The organism is Solirubrobacter deserti (assembly GCF_027587175.1).
In the GTDB taxonomy this organism is placed as follows: domain Bacteria; phylum Actinomycetota; class Thermoleophilia; order Solirubrobacterales; family Solirubrobacteraceae; genus Solirubrobacter; species Solirubrobacter deserti.
The window spans coordinates 42,874-57,219 of the sequence record NZ_JAPCID010000052.1 but is presented as its reverse complement, the minus strand read 5'-3'; the positions used below and the strand labels follow the sequence as shown (position 1 = coordinate 57,219).

General features: G+C 72.2%; 15 protein-coding genes. 2 read left to right on the top strand and 13 right to left on the bottom strand.

The features are described from left to right. Positions 1-245: 245 nt before the first annotated feature. The 5 genes from OJ962_RS27330 to OJ962_RS27310 form a co-directional block, all read right to left on the bottom strand. Complete coding sequence (locus OJ962_RS27330; protein ID WP_202952444.1) at positions 246-857, bottom strand: RNA polymerase sigma factor; 612 nt, start codon at positions 855-857, stop codon at positions 246-248. Positions 858-906: 49 nt separating this feature from the next. Beyond that, positions 907-1,947, bottom strand: a complete 1,041-nt coding sequence (locus OJ962_RS27325; protein ID WP_202952443.1) for a L,D-transpeptidase family protein — start codon at positions 1,945-1,947, stop codon at positions 907-909. Positions 1,948-2,019: 72 nt separating this feature from the next. After that, a complete protein-coding gene (locus OJ962_RS27320) occupies positions 2,020-3,057 on the bottom strand; it encodes an NAD-dependent epimerase/dehydratase family protein (protein ID WP_202952442.1) in 1,038 nt (345 codons plus the stop codon). After that, on the bottom strand, positions 3,054-3,872 hold the full coding sequence (locus OJ962_RS27315; RefSeq protein ID WP_202952441.1) for a lysophospholipid acyltransferase family protein: 819 nt from the start codon (positions 3,870-3,872) through the stop codon (positions 3,054-3,056). The genes OJ962_RS27320 and OJ962_RS27315 overlap by 4 nt, the downstream gene beginning before the upstream one ends. Then, positions 3,869-4,411 (bottom strand): 5' nucleotidase, NT5C type, encoded by a 543-nt coding sequence (locus OJ962_RS27310; protein ID WP_202952440.1) that lies wholly within the window; start codon positions 4,409-4,411, stop codon positions 3,869-3,871. Before OJ962_RS27310 ends, OJ962_RS27315 begins: the two co-directional genes overlap by 4 nt. A 21-nt stretch (positions 4,412-4,432) precedes the next feature. Here OJ962_RS27310 and OJ962_RS27305 point away from each other — a divergent pair, with 21 nt between their 5' ends. Beyond that, on the top strand, positions 4,433-5,371 hold the full coding sequence (locus tag OJ962_RS27305) for an alpha/beta fold hydrolase (protein WP_202952439.1): 939 nt from the start codon (positions 4,433-4,435) through the stop codon (positions 5,369-5,371). On the opposite strand, the gene ilvD is transcribed toward OJ962_RS27305, so the two are convergent. The 4 genes from ilvD to thiD are packed head-to-tail and all read right to left on the bottom strand — an operon-like array spanning position 5,358 to position 8,790. Further along, the gene (ilvD, locus tag OJ962_RS27300) at positions 5,358-7,025 is read right to left on the bottom strand and encodes a dihydroxy-acid dehydratase (protein WP_202952438.1); all 1,668 of its coding nucleotides are present in this window, start codon (positions 7,023-7,025) and stop codon (positions 5,358-5,360) included. The two genes, OJ962_RS27305 and ilvD, sit on opposite strands and share 14 nt — an antisense overlap. 10 nt (positions 7,026-7,035) lie before the next feature. Continuing rightward, the gene (locus OJ962_RS27295; RefSeq protein ID WP_202952437.1) at positions 7,036-7,641 is read right to left on the bottom strand and encodes a hypothetical protein; all 606 of its coding nucleotides are present in this window, start codon (positions 7,639-7,641) and stop codon (positions 7,036-7,038) included. 6 nt (positions 7,642-7,647) lie between these two features. Continuing rightward, the gene (locus OJ962_RS27290; RefSeq protein WP_202952436.1) at positions 7,648-7,899 is read right to left on the bottom strand and encodes a hypothetical protein; all 252 of its coding nucleotides are present in this window, start codon (positions 7,897-7,899) and stop codon (positions 7,648-7,650) included. 12 nt (positions 7,900-7,911) lie between these two features. Further along, positions 7,912-8,790, bottom strand: a complete 879-nt coding sequence (gene thiD / locus OJ962_RS27285) for a bifunctional hydroxymethylpyrimidine kinase/phosphomethylpyrimidine kinase (RefSeq protein WP_202952435.1) — start codon at positions 8,788-8,790, stop codon at positions 7,912-7,914. A gap of 83 nt (positions 8,791-8,873) precedes the next feature. On the opposite strand from thiD, the gene OJ962_RS27280 reads away from it, so the two are divergent. Then, the gene (locus OJ962_RS27280; protein ID WP_202952434.1) at positions 8,874-10,307 is read left to right on the top strand and encodes a circularly permuted type 2 ATP-grasp protein; all 1,434 of its coding nucleotides are present in this window, start codon (positions 8,874-8,876) and stop codon (positions 10,305-10,307) included. A gap of 104 nt (positions 10,308-10,411) precedes the next feature. Here OJ962_RS27280 and dprA read toward each other — a convergent pair whose 3' ends face one another. The 4 genes from dprA to OJ962_RS27260 form a co-directional block, all read right to left on the bottom strand. Beyond that, the gene (gene dprA, locus OJ962_RS27275) at positions 10,412-11,497 is read right to left on the bottom strand and encodes a DNA-processing protein DprA (protein ID WP_238931103.1); all 1,086 of its coding nucleotides are present in this window, start codon (positions 11,495-11,497) and stop codon (positions 10,412-10,414) included. A 175-nt stretch (positions 11,498-11,672) separates the two neighbouring features. Then, positions 11,673-13,187, bottom strand: coding sequence for a YifB family Mg chelatase-like AAA ATPase (locus OJ962_RS27270; RefSeq protein WP_202952432.1), 1,515 nt, complete (start codon positions 13,185-13,187; stop codon positions 11,673-11,675). Continuing rightward, positions 13,187-13,552, bottom strand: coding sequence for a YraN family protein (locus OJ962_RS27265; RefSeq protein ID WP_202952431.1), 366 nt, complete (start codon positions 13,550-13,552; stop codon positions 13,187-13,189). The genes OJ962_RS27270 and OJ962_RS27265 overlap by 1 nt, the downstream gene beginning before the upstream one ends. Positions 13,553-13,631: 79 nt before the next feature. Beyond that, positions 13,632-14,318 (bottom strand): alpha/beta hydrolase, encoded by a 687-nt coding sequence (locus tag OJ962_RS27260; RefSeq protein WP_202952430.1) that lies wholly within the window; start codon positions 14,316-14,318, stop codon positions 13,632-13,634. Between the last annotated feature and the right edge of the window lie 28 nt (positions 14,319-14,346).

Sequence of the window (14,346 nt, the reverse complement as noted above, 5' to 3'; positions counted from 1 at the left end):
GATCGCGACGACGGCGGCCGCGGCGAGGCCGGCGGCGGCGACCGCGAGGCGCGGCGCCCGGCGCCGACGCGCCTCGGGTGGCGTGGCGACGATGCGCGCCAGGACGTCGGCGGGCGGCGTGGTGCGGGCGTGCGCGGCGGGATCGGACTCGCGCAGCTCGAGAACGGGATCAGGCATCGGCGGGCTCCGAGAAGAAGACGAGAGGATGGGCGGGCGCGACGAGCGCGCAGGGCGGCGCGGCGGCGTCAGGCATCGGCGGGCTCCATCGGGAAGTCGAGGTCGAGCGCGGCGTCCTGCTCGCGCAGGCGGGCGGCGAGGCGGCGGCGTGCGCGGTGCACGCGCATCGCGAACGCGGGGCGGGACACTCCGGCCACGCGGGCGGCGTCGGCGAGGCTCAGGCGCTCCCAGGCGACGAGCCGCAGCGCCTCGCGGTCGGGCTCGTTGAGAGCGGCGAACGCGCGCAGGGCGGCGTCGCGTTCGGCGAGGCGCTCCGCGGGGTCGCGCCCCGTGTCCGGCGCACGCGCGGCGCGGCGGCGGCCTCCGGCGAGGTCGTCCGTGGAGGCGCCGCCCTCTCCGCGGGCCGGCGTCCGGCCCGCTTCGGTGGCCGCGGCGCCCACGCGGCGGGCGTGGCGGGCGGCCTCACGGCGGCGGTTGGCGAGCACGTGCCCGGCCGTGGCGTACAGCCAGGGCAGCGGCTCTTCGGGCACCTGGTCGAACCGCCGCCACGCGACCAGGAAGGCCTCGTTGACGACCTCCTCCGCGAGCGGCGGCTCGGCGCGCCGGAGCGCGTAACGGTGCACCGCCACGTAGTGCTCGTTGAAGAGCGCTTCGAAGCGGGCTTGGCGGCTGGGGTTCACACCCCTATCTGTCCGGCCACCCGCCCAAGTTCACAGGCCGGCGACCGCCCTACGCGATGTAGATGGGAGCTCCGACCGGGACCTGGTCGTAGAGCTCGATCACGTCCGGGATGTGCATGCGCAGGCAGCCGTGGGACGCGGCGGAGCCGATCGAGGCGTCGTCGGAGGTGCCGTGGATGCCGACGCCGTCGTAGATCCCGAGCCAGCGGGCCTTGATCGGGTTCGACGGGTCGTCGCCCGGGATGACCTTGCCGGCGAGGTCGCCCGCCCAGTCCGAGTTCGGCACGTGCCAGGCCGGGTTCACGGCCTTGTTGGCGATGTTGTAGAGCCCGGCCGGCGTGTCCATGCCGACCTTGCCGACCGCGATGCCGTACGTCTTCTCGAGCTTGAGGTTCTTGTAGAGCTTGAGCTTGAAGCTCTTGCGGTCCGCGACCAGGATCGCCGGGTACTTCGCGGCGATCTCCTTCGTGGAGACCTTGGGCTGCACGACCGTCGTCTTGACCTTGACCTCTTCGGTCTTGCCCGGCGTGAGCAGCGTCTGCTCGAGCTCCTTGGCCAGCGTGTTGTACTTCACGCGCAGGCCCGTCTTGGACGGCGTGGGCTCCTGGAAGCCCTCGCTCAGGTCCAGCTTGGCGTCCCGGGGCTTGCGGTCGATCGACTTCTGGACGCGCTTGACCAGCTTGGAGATCGCCGGCTGGTTGTAGCTGACCTCGGCCGCGAGCTCGGTGTTGACCGACTCGTTGCGCACGTTGCGCCAGGTGCGGCTGAACATGTCGCCCTGCTGCGAGCGCGCGAGCGCCTTGTCCACGGAGCCGCGGATGTCGATCCCGATGGCCGCGGCCTTCTGCGTGAGCGTGAACGTACGGTCCTTGTAGGAGACCTTCACGGGCCGGTCGAGCGGCTCCAGCAGCGCGGCGGACAGCTTCTTCTCCGCCTGCACGCGGGAGAGCCCGCCGATCGGGACGCCGTTGACCTTGACCCCCTCGGCGACCAGGTCCTTCTTGGACTGGTCGTAGAAGTAGGTGGCGCCCACGACGCCAAGGCCGAGGACCACGAGCAGAGAAGCGATGACGATCAGACGAGTACGCATGGGGCCTGGCAATGGTAAGACGCGGAGCAGTGAGTCGAGTACCCCTGCAACGAGGCTGGCTTGTCAGCCACCTTACTCGTCGCGTCGGACGCTCGGTGACCAGCGTAGGAACTCCTCGACCTCGCGCTCGTAACGATATGGCGCTTCGCCACTCTCGCGCAGTGGGGCGAGCCGCAGCGCGGCGGCGAATTCCTGCACCGTCTCGCGTGTGGTGAGGCTGAAGCGGAAGCCGCTCATCTTGAGCTTGCGGTTGTCCAGACCGCGGCCGTAGCGGAGCTGCCGGCGGACCTCCTCGGGGACCCGGATGCCGACCGCCGACCACGCCGCCGTCGCCAGGCTCGTCCCCCACGGCGGCAGCAGCGGCGCGTACGGCTTGCCGAGCAGGCTCGCGACCTCGCTCAGCACGAGCACCCCGTCCGGCGCCGCGTTGTAGACGCCCGGTAGGTCGTTCATCGCGGCGTGGTGGAGCGCGCCGACGATGTCGTCCTCGTGGATGAACTGGCAGCGCGGGTCGAACCCGAGGATGCCCGGCACCGCCGGCAGCGACAGCAGCCGTGAGTGCGACGTGTGCAGATCCGGGCCCAGCCCGTTGCAGAAGCGCAGCGTCGTGACCGTGACGTGGCGGTTGCGGGCGGCGAAGTCCTGAACGGCGTCGTCGGCCTCGACGATGTCGGACTCCAGCCGCGTCCGCGGCGGATGCGGGCGGCGCATCTGCTCGGTGAAGAAGCTCGGGTCGTCGCGCTCACAGCCGTAGTAATGGGCGCTGGACTTGAACACGACCTTGCGCACGGGCGAGTCCGGCCCGCCGCACGCGGCCAGCACGTTCATCGTCCCGATCACGTTCTGCTCGTGCGCCGCCTTGGCCGGCGCGGTGGCCGAGTCCACGATCAGCCGCGTGTCGATCACGGTGTCGATCTCCGCCGCGTGCACGATCCGGCGCAGCAGCGCGTGGTGGGTGCCGACCCGGACGAACTCCGTGCGCTCGAGCTGGCAGCTCGGGTCCTCGGTCGAGACACCGACGATGGCCTCGACCGACTCGTCCTTCTCGAGCTCCTGCGCGAGCCGGCCGCCCCAGTAGCTCGAGAGGCCGGTGATCAGGACGCGGCTCATCCCAGCCACACCGACTTGCGCTCGGCGAGCATCGCGTACAGCTCCTCCTGGATGCGGGCGCGGACCTCCTCGGCCACGGTCTGCACGAGCCCCTTGTCGTTCCACGGCTCCTCGCCCCACTGGTCGGTGGGAATCGGCTCCAGGAAGCGGATGCGGAACTTGGCGGGCAGATAGCCGGGCGCCGGGATGACCGGGAAGTAGATCAGCCGCGTGAGCTTCTGCAACGGGCGGACGTGGGCGAAGATCGGCATCGCCTCCTCGGCCCCGACGAGCGCGATCGGGACGATCGGGGCGCGCGCCCGCATCGCCGACTCCACGAACCCGCCGCGCCCGAAGCGCCGCAGCCGGTAGCGGTCCTTGTAGAGCTTCTCGGTCCCCTTCGCACCTTCCGGGAACACGAGCACGAGCTCCTCCTCGTCGTGCAGCAGCCGGTGCACGTTGGCCGGGTGCGCGGGCACCCCGCCGAGCTTGCTCACGAGCAGCGACAGCCCGGGATAGCCCTTGAAGAAGTGCTCGACGGTCAGATGCAGGTTGCGCGGGCGCGCATGCTCTTCCTTGATCGCCTTGGCGATCATCGACGCGTCGGGCGGGAGCGCGCCGGCGTGGTTGGAGACCAGCAGCGCGCCGCCGGTGGACGGGACGTGCTCGATCCCCTCGACCTCGACCCGGAACCAGTAGTGGTAGAGGAACTCGTAGAGCGTGCGGTCGAAGAAGCCCTCGACGCGCTCGGAGCGGCCCCAGTCCGTGACCTGGCGCTCGGGCTCGATGGCCGGGAGGTGGGCGCGGTGGTCGGCTGCGGGTTCGAGCTCCTTCACGTCAGATGCGGCTCCAGGCGTTGCGCGAGCGTCGGCCAGTCGGGGGCGGAGATGACGCCGGGCAGGTCCCGGTTCCACGGGTGCTCGAGCGTCGCGGCCGTGATACCCACTTCGACGGCCCGCTGCAGATTCACCGGCGAGTCGTCGATCAGCACGTCGATCTCCAGCTCCAGGCAGCGGCTGATCTTGTCATTGGAGCAGTACAGGTCGTCGTGCGGGAGGCCGATCTGCTCCAGCCACTCGGCGGTGTGCGGGTGCGCGTCGGCGGCCCGGTGGCTGGTGATGTGGATGTAGTGGCCCTGCTCGTGCCAGCGCGTGATGGCCTCGACGGCGCCCGGGTAGGGCTCGGCGGCGAGGACGTGCTCGGCCGTGTGGGTCTCGGTCACGATCACGCGCAGCTGCTCGGGCTCGAGCTTGTCGATCGCCCACGTGGCCTGGCTGTCGTACGGGAGCTCGACGCCGAAGCGGCGGCGGGCGATCTCGGCGAGCTGGTCCCAGTAGGGGTGCAGCGTCGAGTCGATGTCGATCGCGAGGCGCACGGGCGTTGGTACGGTAGCGGCGTGTCGGGGTTCCTCGGGCAGGTGCGTGCGCTCCCCGGCAATGCGCTATTCCGGCAGAAGCCGGACCCGGAGTACGCCGACGGCGACGACTCGACGTGGATGAGCGTCGACTGGCCGTCGCTGACGCACGACGTGACGGTCCTCGGCAAGCGCGTGCGGGTCGTGGACACGGGCGGCGACGGGCCGCCGCTGCTGTTCCTGCACGGGCTCGGCGGGCTGTGGCAGAACTGGCTGCTGAACATCCCGGCCTTCATGGATCGCTTCCGGGTGATCGCCCCGGACCTGCCGGGCTTCGGCGGCTCCGAGATGCCCGCGGGGCGGATCTCGATCCAGGGCTTCGCGCGGGTGATCGACCAGCTCTGCGATCAGCTGGGCATCGACTGCCCGGTGGTGGTCGGGAACTCGATGGGCGGGTTCATCGGGGCCGAGCTGGCGCTGGCGTTCCCGACGCGGGTGCAGAAGCTCGTGCTGGTCTCGGCCGCGGGGATCTCGGTCGAGCACATGTGGAAGGAGCCGGTGATGGCGATCGGGCGCCTGATGGCCGTGGGCGCCGCGCGGGTCGGCGTCAAGCAGCTGCCGGTGGCGACGCGGCCGCGCCTGCGGCGCGCGGCGCTGCAGCTCGTGGTGCGCTACCCGGAGCGCCTGTCGGTCCCGCTGGCGTCCGAGCTGGTGGTGGGCGCGGGGACGCCGGGGTTCGTCGGCGGGCTGGACGCGGTGCTCGACTACTCGTTCCGCGAGCGGCTGCCCGAGATCGAGATCCCGGTGCTGATCGTGTGGGGCCGCAACGACATCCTCATTCCGGTCGCGGACGCCTACGAGTTCGAGGAGCTGATCGGCGCCAACGCCCGTGCCGTCGTGTTCGACGACACGGGCCATCTGTCGATGCTCGAGCGCCCGTCGCGGTTCAACGGGCTGCTCGCCGAGTTCATCGATGCGTGATCGCGCCCTCGCTGGCGCTGGAGACCTGCTGGGCGTACTTGCCCAGCACGCCGCGGGTGACGGTCGGCGGCGGCTCGTAGGCGTCCAGCCGCCGGGCGATCTCCTCGTCTGAGACGTCGAGGTCCAGGCGTCGTGCGTCGACGTCGATCGTGACCGTGTCGCCCTCCTGCACGGCCGCGATCGGGCCCTTGTGGACGGCTTCGGGCGCGATGTGGCCGACCATGAACCCACGCGTGGCGCCGGAGAAGCGGCCGTCGGTGAGCAGCGCGACGCTGTCGCCCAGGCCCTCCCCCACGATCGCGGCCGTCACGGCCAGCATCTCCCGCATGCCGGGGCCACCGGCGGGGCCTTCGTTGCGGATGACGACGACGTCGCCCGCGTTGATCTGGCCGCTCGTGACGGCCTTCATCGCCGCTTCTTCACCCTCGAAGACGCGCGCGGGGCCGCTGTGGCGGCGGCGTTCGTGGCCGGAGAGCTTGACCACGCTGCCCTCAGGAGCGAGGTTGCCGCGGAGGATCGCGATGCCGCCGGTCTTCTTGATCGGGTTCTCGAGCGGGCGGATCACCTCCTGGCCCGGCGCTTCGTTGGCCGCCTCCGCCTCCTCGCCGATGGTCTTGCCCGTCACGGTGGGCGCGTCTTCGTGGAGAAGCCCGAGGTCGACGAGGCGCTTGGCGAGCACCGCCGTGCCACCCGCGGCGTGCAGGTCGGTGGCGACGAAGCGGCCGCCCGGCTTGAGGTCGCACAGGGACGGGCTCGACTCCGCGATCCGGTCGAAGTCGTCGATGTCGAGCGGGACGCCCGCTTCCCGCGCGACCGCGAGCAGGTGCAGGACGGCGTTCGTGGAGCCGCCGGACGCGGCGACGGCGAGGATCGCGTTCTCGAGCGACTCGCGCGTGATCAGGTCGCTGGGCTTCTGGCCGCGGCGCAGGACGTCCATGACGAGCTCGCCGGCGGCATAGGCGTGGTCGGCCTTCGTGGCGTCCTGGGCCGGTGTGAGGCTCGGGCCGATCGGGCTGATGCCCATCATCTCGAACGCCATCGCCATCGTGTTGGCCGTGTACTGGCCGCCGCACGCGCCGGCGCCCGGGCTCGCGGCCGCCTCGATGTCCGCCAGGTCCTGGTCCGTGATCTTGCCCGCGGCGTTCGCGCCGACCGCCTCGAAGACGTCCATGATCGTGATGTCGCGGCCCTGGTAGTGGCCGGGCGGGATCGAGCCGCCGTACAGCATCACGCCGGGCACGTCGAGGCGCGCGAGCGCCATCACCGTGCCGGGGATCGTCTTGTCGCACGCGCACAGGCAGATGACGGCGTCGAACAGGTGGCCGAGCGTGACGAGCTCGATGGAGTCCGCGACGACCTCGCGGGAGACCAGGCTCGTCTTCATCCCGGACGTGCCCATCGTGATCCCGTCGGAGATCGCGACGGTGTTGAACTCCATCGGCGTCCCGCCCGCGGCCTTGATGCCGTCCTTGACGTGCTTGGCGAGCGCGCGCAGATGGAAGTTGCACGGCATCGTCTCGATCCACGTGTTCGCGACGCCGATGATCGGCTTGGAGAGGGCCTCGTCGTCATAGCCGATGCCCTTCAGGTACGCGCGGGCGGCCGCGCGGTCACGGCCCTCGGTCAGTGCCCGAGAGCGGTGTTTGAGGTCCATGTGGCGAATGCTACGCGGCGCCGGACTGAGTGCGTCCCGATCGCTCGAGACGCTCGCGCTCCCAGCGCCCGAGACGCCAGATGTCGCGCTGGAGGAGCTTCTGGTCGACCTGGCGGCCGGGCAGGTGCATGTTCGCGGAGGAGATCAGCCGCCGTTCGTCGCCCTTGAGCGCCATCCACTTGGCGAGCACGTCGTCGGAGTCGGGGAGCCGCGTGGAACCGTACGGCTTGGACTCGTCCGGGAACTCGACGCAGTACTCGTTGAGCAGGCGGCCCGTCTGCGGGAGGTAGGCGACGATCGGCTTGTGCGGGTAGATGAGGTACGCGTACGGGACGCCGCGGAGCTCGGAGTCCAGGCTCTCGCCGCCCCAGACCCGGATCAGCCCCAGGTCCCGGTACATCTCCCACTCCTCCTCGTTCACGCACGACTTCAGCAGCTCGCGCGCGCGGTTCTCGGCGCGGCGCTCGCGGCCCGGGTCGTACGCGGCGATGTGGCCGGCCTCGATCGCGGCCTTACGGACGCGACGGGCCTCGGCCCGGCGGTCGAACCACGGGATCGTGACCTCGAACAGCAGCGCGACGATGACGATCGCCGTGGCGATGAGCGCGACCGTCACGGCGGGTCAGCGCGCTCCGCCCGCCGCGCGCGGGAAGAAGATGACGCGGCCGGCGTCGCGCGGGACCTCGGCGAAGTCCCGGACCATCTCGGCCTCCCTGCGGCCGCTTTCGGTCTGCACCGGGATCGCGGCCCACATGCCCAGCTCCAGCTGCTTCCGGAACTCCTCCACGAGCCGCTGCTCGTCCTCGAGGAGGTTCGGATCCCCCTCGGCGATCAGCTGCTCGCCATAGCCCGGACGCATCCGCAGGAACTTCATGCGCGCATTATGTCACGTGCGCTGGGGCGGATTTGAGGGTGTGGTCGCGCCAGGCTGACGCGCCGTCAGGCCACGGACGGCGATGTTCAGCGCGTCCACGGGCCCCGCTCCGCGCCCGAGGTCGCGCAGGCCGTGCTTGACGGCCTCGGACGCGATCGCCCGCGCGTGCCGGGCCGCTTCGAGCGGAGGGAAGCCGAGCGCGAGGTGGGCTGCAAGCGCGCTGGAGTGGGTACAGCCCGACCCATGCGCAGCCCCATCCGGGTGTCGCTCACCGGTGAGCGAGTGGAAGTGCACGCCGTCGAAGTACACGTCGACGACCTCCTCGCGGTGGCCGCCCGTTATGACAACGGCCTCTGGCCCGAGCGCGTGCAGCGCCCGGGCGAGATCCTCGACGTCGCGGCTCGGATCGCCCCCGCGTGCCCACGCCGCGGTGTCTCCCTCACCGCCCGCGAGCACGCGGGCCTCCGGCAGGTTCGGCGTGATCACCGTGGCCAGTGGCAGCAGCTCCTCGACGATCGCCTGCCGCGCCTCGTCGTCGAGCAGGACGGACCCGCTCTCGGACACCATCACGGGGTCGATCACGACCGGCGTGGCCGGGTCCAGCAGCTCGAGCGCGGTGCGCACGGCACGGACGGTCGCGGCCGTGCCGAGCATGCCGATCTTCACCGCGGCGATCTGGATGTCTTCGTTGATCGTCTTGACCTGCTCGACGATGAACTCCGGCGGGACCGCGTGAACGCCCGTCACGCCCACGGTGTTCTGGGCCGTGAGCGCGGCGATCGCCGTCATGCCGTGGACGCCGCAGCGCGCGAACGCCTTCAGGTCCGCCTGGATGCCGGCGCCGCCGCCGGAGTCCGACCCGGCGATCGAAAGGACTGCGGGAGGGGCCATCGCGCTCAGGTTAGGCGGTTGATCGCGTTTGGCCCGCGTGTAGGGGGTCCGCGGGTTGACGTTCTGTCAGGCTGGTGCGTCTGATGGCCTCGATGCCCGCCGACGAGCTGCTCTCCGCCTATCCCGCCGTCGAGGGCTGCTACGACGAGGCGTTCACGCAGGACGGCGCGGTGCGCGCGGCGTACCGTGCGGGGCTGGAGGCGGTTCTGCGCGCGGAGCCCGCGGAACTGCCGGGCCGCGTGTCGCGGACCCTGCGGCGCGCCGGCGTTCGCTTCTCGTCGGTCGAAGGCGACCTGGAGTTCTACGTCGACCCCGTCCCGCGCGTGATCACGGCGAGCGAATGGGAGCCGGTCAAGCGCGGGCTCGCGCAGCGCGTGCGCGCGCTGAACGCGTTCGTCGCGGACGTGTACGGCGAGCAGCGGATCGTGTCCGAGGGCGTCGTCCCCGCCTGGGTACTGGAGTCCGCCGATTACTTCGAACCCGAGATGCGCGGGGTGCGGCCGCCCGGCAACGTCTGGATCGGTGTCGCCGGTCTGGACCTGGTCCGTGACTGCGACGGGTCCTGGCTGGTCCTGGAGGACAACGTCCGCACGCCTTCCGGGTTCGCGTACCTGCACGCGACGCGCCGAGCGCTGCTCGAGCACATCGACGTTCCGCCCGACGCAACGCCGCGTCCCCTCGACGGCGAGATCGACCTGCTGGCCGACACGCTGCGCGCGGTCGCCCCATCGTCCGCCCGTGGGCGGCGGGCCCCGGTCGCCGCGCTGCTCACCGACGGCGAGCGCAATTCGGCCTATTGGGAGCACGGCTGGCTCTCCCGCCAGCTCGGCATCCCGCTCGTGGAGCCGCACGAGCTCGAGGTGCGCGAGGACGACTGCGTGTGGCTGAAGCCGCGTGGCCTGCGCGAGGCGCGGCGGATCGACGTCCTCTATCGCCGCACGAACGCCGACCGCGTGGACTCCGACCTCGCGCGCATGTTGCTCCCGGCCGTGCGCGCGGGTCGCCTGGGCCTCGTGAACCAGTACGGCACGGGCGTCGCCGACGACAAGCTCACGCACGCCTACGTCGAGGACATGATCCGCTTCTACGTCGAGGAGGAGCCGATCCTGCGGTCGGTCCCGACCTACGACCTCTCCCAGCCCGCGCAGCTCGAGGAGGCGCTCGACGTCTTCGACCAGCTGGTGTTGAAGCCGCGTGCGGGCCACGGCGGCGTGGGCGTGCTGATCGCGCCGCGCTCGTCGCCCGCCGAGATCGAAGCCACCCGCAAAGCCGTGCTCGCCGACCCGAGCGCCTGGATCGCCCAGCGCATGATCATGCTCTCCACCCACCCGACCGTGGTTGACGGCGGCGGACTGGCGCCGCGGCACATCGACCTGCGGCCGTTCGTCTTCCTGGGCGAGGGCTGCAACCCGCGCGTGCTGCCGGGCGGGTTGACGCGCGTGGCGCGCTCCGAGGGCGCGCTGGTCGTCAACTCGTCGCAGAACGGCGGCGCGAAGGACACCTGGGTCCTGCCGTAGCGGCGCGGACCAGCTCGCTCGCGCGGCACAACCGTGACGATCGGTCACTTGACCCCCGTATGCGGGGTCAACTGACCGATGGCCCCTTCGCGCGGGCGTGACGCTCACGCCGCTCGCTCCCAGCGGCCGGCGAAGCCGCGGCGGACCAGGCCGAGGCGTTCGAGCTCGGCGAGGCCCGCGAGCGCGAAGCGGGCCTCCTCCGTCGTCTCGGCCAGCTCGGACAGCGTGCCGTGGCCGTCCTCGACCGCCGCGAGCAGCGCGGCAACCCGCGGCTCGAGTTCCGGCCGCGGCGCGACGCGCTGCTCCGGCGGAGCGGTGAACACGCGGCCCGTCGCTCCGGCGAGGAGTTCGAGCGCGTCCTCGGCGTGACGGATCAGCGGCGCGCCCGCCTGGATGAGCGAGTGCGTTCCGCCCGAGAGGCGGGACGTGACCATGCCGGGCACCGCGCCGACCGCGCGGCCGAGCTCGTTCGCGAAGTCGGCGGTGGTGAGCGAGCCGGAGCGCTCGGTGGCCTGGACGACGACGGTCGCGGCCGACAGCGCGGCGATGATGCGGTTGCGCGCGACGAAGCACCAGCGGTGCGCGCTCGCCCCCGGCGGCATCTCCGAGATCACCGCGCCGCGCTCGGCCACCGCTGTGTGCAGGAGGCGCCCGCGCGGCGGGTACGGGATGTGGGCGCTCGCGGCGAGCACGCCGATCGTGCGCCCGGGGCCTTCGAGCGCGCCGGCGTGGGCGGCGGAGTCGATGCCCATCGCGAGCCCGGAGACGACGGTGACCTCCGCCGCGGAGAGCCCGCGCCCCAGCGCGCGGGCGACATCGATCCCGTAGGTCGACGCGCGTCGCGCGCCCACCACGCCGACGCCGTCCGTGTCCTTGAGCACCGCCGGGTCGCCGAGGATGTGGAGGACGGCCGGCGGGTCCGCGAGGTCACGGAGCCGCTCCGGGTACTCGTCGCGGCAGCGGCACACGGTGACCAGCCCGGCGGCGGTCGCCCGCGCGCGGGCCGCGGGCGCATCGAACTCGGCGTAGCGGCGCGCGATGTCCTCGGAGGCGCCGACCTCGATCAGCGCCTCGTCGCTGAGCGCGAGCACCCGCCCGGGCGCACTGCGCTGCTTGAACTCGATCTGCAGCCGGCCGGCGATCGCGGCGATCAGCCCCGTCCGCCGCAGGCACACGTCGCACGCGGTCATGACCGCGCCTCCCGGCGACGCCGGCTGGCCCGACGCGGCTGCCGCGGCGGTCCGGAGACGCCGCGCCGCCCGCGATGTGGCCGCGGCCGTGGCGCCGCTTCGTGGCGCAGCACCGGGGCTGCTGCGCTCGCTCGTGGCCGCGTCACCCCCCACCGGAGCGTCGTCACGGTGGCGCTCATGCGGCCTCCGCGAGCGGTAGGTGGTCGTCGAGGCGGAGGCTTCCGGCGATGCTGACGTGCTCCGGACCGACGATGTCGGAGGCGTCGAGGTCGGCGACCGTGCGCGCGACGCGCAGGATGCGTGTATGGCCGCGGGCCGAGAGCGAGTGGCGGTCGTAGAGCTCGGCGAGCAGGCGCAGGGCGCTCGGCGTGATCTGGCCGAGCTCGCGGATCTGGCGCGAGGTCAGCTGGGCGTTGCAGGCCTCGGGGTGGTTGGCGAGGCGGTGCTCCTGGCGTGCGCGCGCGGCGACGACGCGCTCGCGCACGGTCGCCGAGGGCGGCGCGGCCTGGCGGCGCAGCGCCTCCGACGGTGGGCGTTCGACGCGCATGAGGATGTCTATGCGGTCCAGCAGCGGGCCCGAGAGGCGGCGGCGGTGGCGAGCGAGGTCGGCCTGGGTGCACGTGCAGCGCGAGCCGCCGAGGCCGCACGGGCACGGGTTGGAGGCCGCGACGAGCATGAAGCGCGTCGGGAACGCCATGACCTGCTGGCCGCGGACGATCGTGACGTGGCCGTCCTCGAGCGGCTGGCGCAGTGCTTCCAGGCTCGGCCGGGCGAACTCGCTCAGCTCGTCCAGGAACAGCACTCCACGATGTGCCAACGTCGCCTCGCCGGGCTGGGGCGGGTTGGAGCCGCCGACCAGGCCGGCCGCGGAGATCGTGTGGTGGGGCGCGCGGAACGGGCGCTCGGTGACCAGTCCGGCGCTCCCGCGCAGGCCCGCGATCGACTGGATGCGGGTGACCTCGATCGCCTCGTCCGGGCTCAGCGGCGGGAGAATGGACGGCAGCCGGCGGGCGATCATCGTCTTGCCCGTGCCCGGCGGGCCCTGAAGGAACAGGTTGTGGCCGCCCGCCGCCGCGACCTCGAGCCCGAGGATGAGCGCGTTGTGGCCGCGCACGTCGGCGAGGTCGGGGACGTCCTCGGCGGCGTCGGGGACCTCGTTCGGCAGGCCGGGCGGCGCTTCCTCGCCGCGCAGCGTCGCGACGAGCTCGCTCAGCGACTCGACGCCGATCACCTCGATGTCCGGCACGAGCGCCGCCTCGCGCGCCCGCGACAGCGGCAGGACGAGCCTGCGCAGCTCGTGCCGGCGCGTGCCCTCCGCGACGGCGAGCGCGCCGCGGACCGGGCGCACCTCGCCGGTCAGGGAGAGCTCGCCGACGATCGCGCACGACTCGACCCGCTCGGCCTCGAGCTGCCCGGACGCGACGAGCACCGCGACCGCCAGCGGCAGGTCGAACGCCGGCCCGACCTTGCGCAGGTACGCCGGCGCGAGGTTGACCGTGATGCGCCGCAGCGGGAACTCGTAGCCCGAGTTCACGAGCGCCGCCCGCACGCGCTCGCGGGCCTCGCGCACGGCCTTGTCCGCGAGCCCGACGACGGTGAACGCCGGCAGGCCGAGCCGGATGTCGGCCTCGACCCAGACGCGCCGCGCGTCCACGCCCTCGACCGCGAAGGTGGTCACCCGGGCGAGCATCAGAACGCCGCCTCCAGATGGTCGAGCCGGATGAGCTCGCCGCGCGAGTCGAGCAGGACCGCGACGCCGTCGAAGCGCAACGCCGCGCCGAACGGGCGGCCCGGCGCCTCGGTGAGCCACGCGATCGCCATCCGGCGCACCTTCGAGCGCTTGACGAAGTGCAGGTTCTCCCACGGTTCGCGGTCATCGGAGCGGCGGGTCTTGACCTCGACGAAGACGAGCGTCGAGCCGTCATAGGCGACGAGGTCCAGCTCGCCGAAGCGGGTGCGATGGTTGCGGGCGAGCACCTCGAACCCGAGACGCTCGAAGTGCTGCGCGGCGAGATCCTCGCCTTGCTGGCCCGCCGTATGCCGGACGTCGGTCATGGGGCGCGACGCTATGGCCGACCCCTGCAACAGCGCTACGGCGTGTTTGTGCCGGAAGTGCGAATTCTTTGTGCCGGAATTACGCGACGGCGAGCAGCGCGGCGAGATCGGTGGGGTGCGTGACCATCGCGTCGTGGGGCGCGTCGAAGTCGACGACATCCCAGCCCGCGGTGTCGCGCAGGCGCGTGGCGAAGCCGGAGAAGCTGGCCGTGAGCGGGCCCTGCGTGCAGCGCACGTACTGTCGCGCCAGGGGCGGAGACGAGGGTGCGGGAAGCGGCTGCGTCAGCGTCGCGAGCGGGTGGGGCGTGAGGCGGTCCGAGACCCAGTCGGCGCGCTCACCCACGACGCCGAAGACCTCCGGTGAGGGCGGAACGACGACTCCGCCGGACGTCGCCTCGTCGTAGGCCTTGCGCCGCGCCGGCAGCAGCAGGTCGAAGAACGACTGGCCGTCTTCGGGCACGAACGCGTCGAGGAAGACCAGCCGCGCGATCCGCGCGTGCGCGCGCGCGGCCGCGCCGGTGACCACCATGCCCCCATAGGAGTGGCCCACGAGCACGACCTCACGCAGGTCGGCGAAGTAGAGCAGGCCGGCGAGTTCCTCGACGTGCCCGTCCAGCGTCGCGGAGGCGGCCATCGAACGACGCTCGGCGAGGCCGGACAGCGTCGGCGTGAGCACGTCATGACCGGCGAAGGCGAGCTCGGTGGCGACATCGCGCCAGCACCAGCCGCCGTGCCAGGCACCGTGAACGAAGACGAACGTGGCCATGGCAAGAGGAAACCACGCCGGGGCGCGA

Coding starts and splice junctions, on each gene's coding strand:
- dprA (WP_238931103.1), bottom strand. CDS start 11,497: ATGACCGCGTGCGACGTGTGCCTGCGGCGGACGGGGCTGATCGCCGCG.
- OJ962_RS27290 (WP_202952436.1), bottom strand. CDS start 7,899: ATGAAGTTCCTGCGGATGCGTCCGGGCTATGGCGAGCAGCTGATCGCC.
- OJ962_RS27280 (WP_202952434.1), top strand. CDS start 8,874: ATGGCCTCGATGCCCGCCGACGAGCTGCTCTCCGCCTATCCCGCCGTC.
- OJ962_RS27260 (WP_202952430.1), bottom strand. CDS start 14,318: ATGGCCACGTTCGTCTTCGTTCACGGTGCCTGGCACGGCGGCTGGTGC.
- thiD (WP_202952435.1), bottom strand. CDS start 8,790: ATGGCCCCTCCCGCAGTCCTTTCGATCGCCGGGTCGGACTCCGGCGGC.
- OJ962_RS27320 (WP_202952442.1), bottom strand. CDS start 3,057: ATGAGCCGCGTCCTGATCACCGGCCTCTCGAGCTACTGGGGCGGCCGG.
- OJ962_RS27325 (WP_202952443.1), bottom strand. CDS start 1,947: ATGCGTACTCGTCTGATCGTCATCGCTTCTCTGCTCGTGGTCCTCGGC.
- OJ962_RS27270 (WP_202952432.1), bottom strand. CDS start 13,187: ATGCTCGCCCGGGTGACCACCTTCGCGGTCGAGGGCGTGGACGCGCGG.
- ilvD (WP_202952438.1), bottom strand. CDS start 7,025: ATGGACCTCAAACACCGCTCTCGGGCACTGACCGAGGGCCGTGACCGC.
- OJ962_RS27265 (WP_202952431.1), bottom strand. CDS start 13,552: ATGACCGACGTCCGGCATACGGCGGGCCAGCAAGGCGAGGATCTCGCC.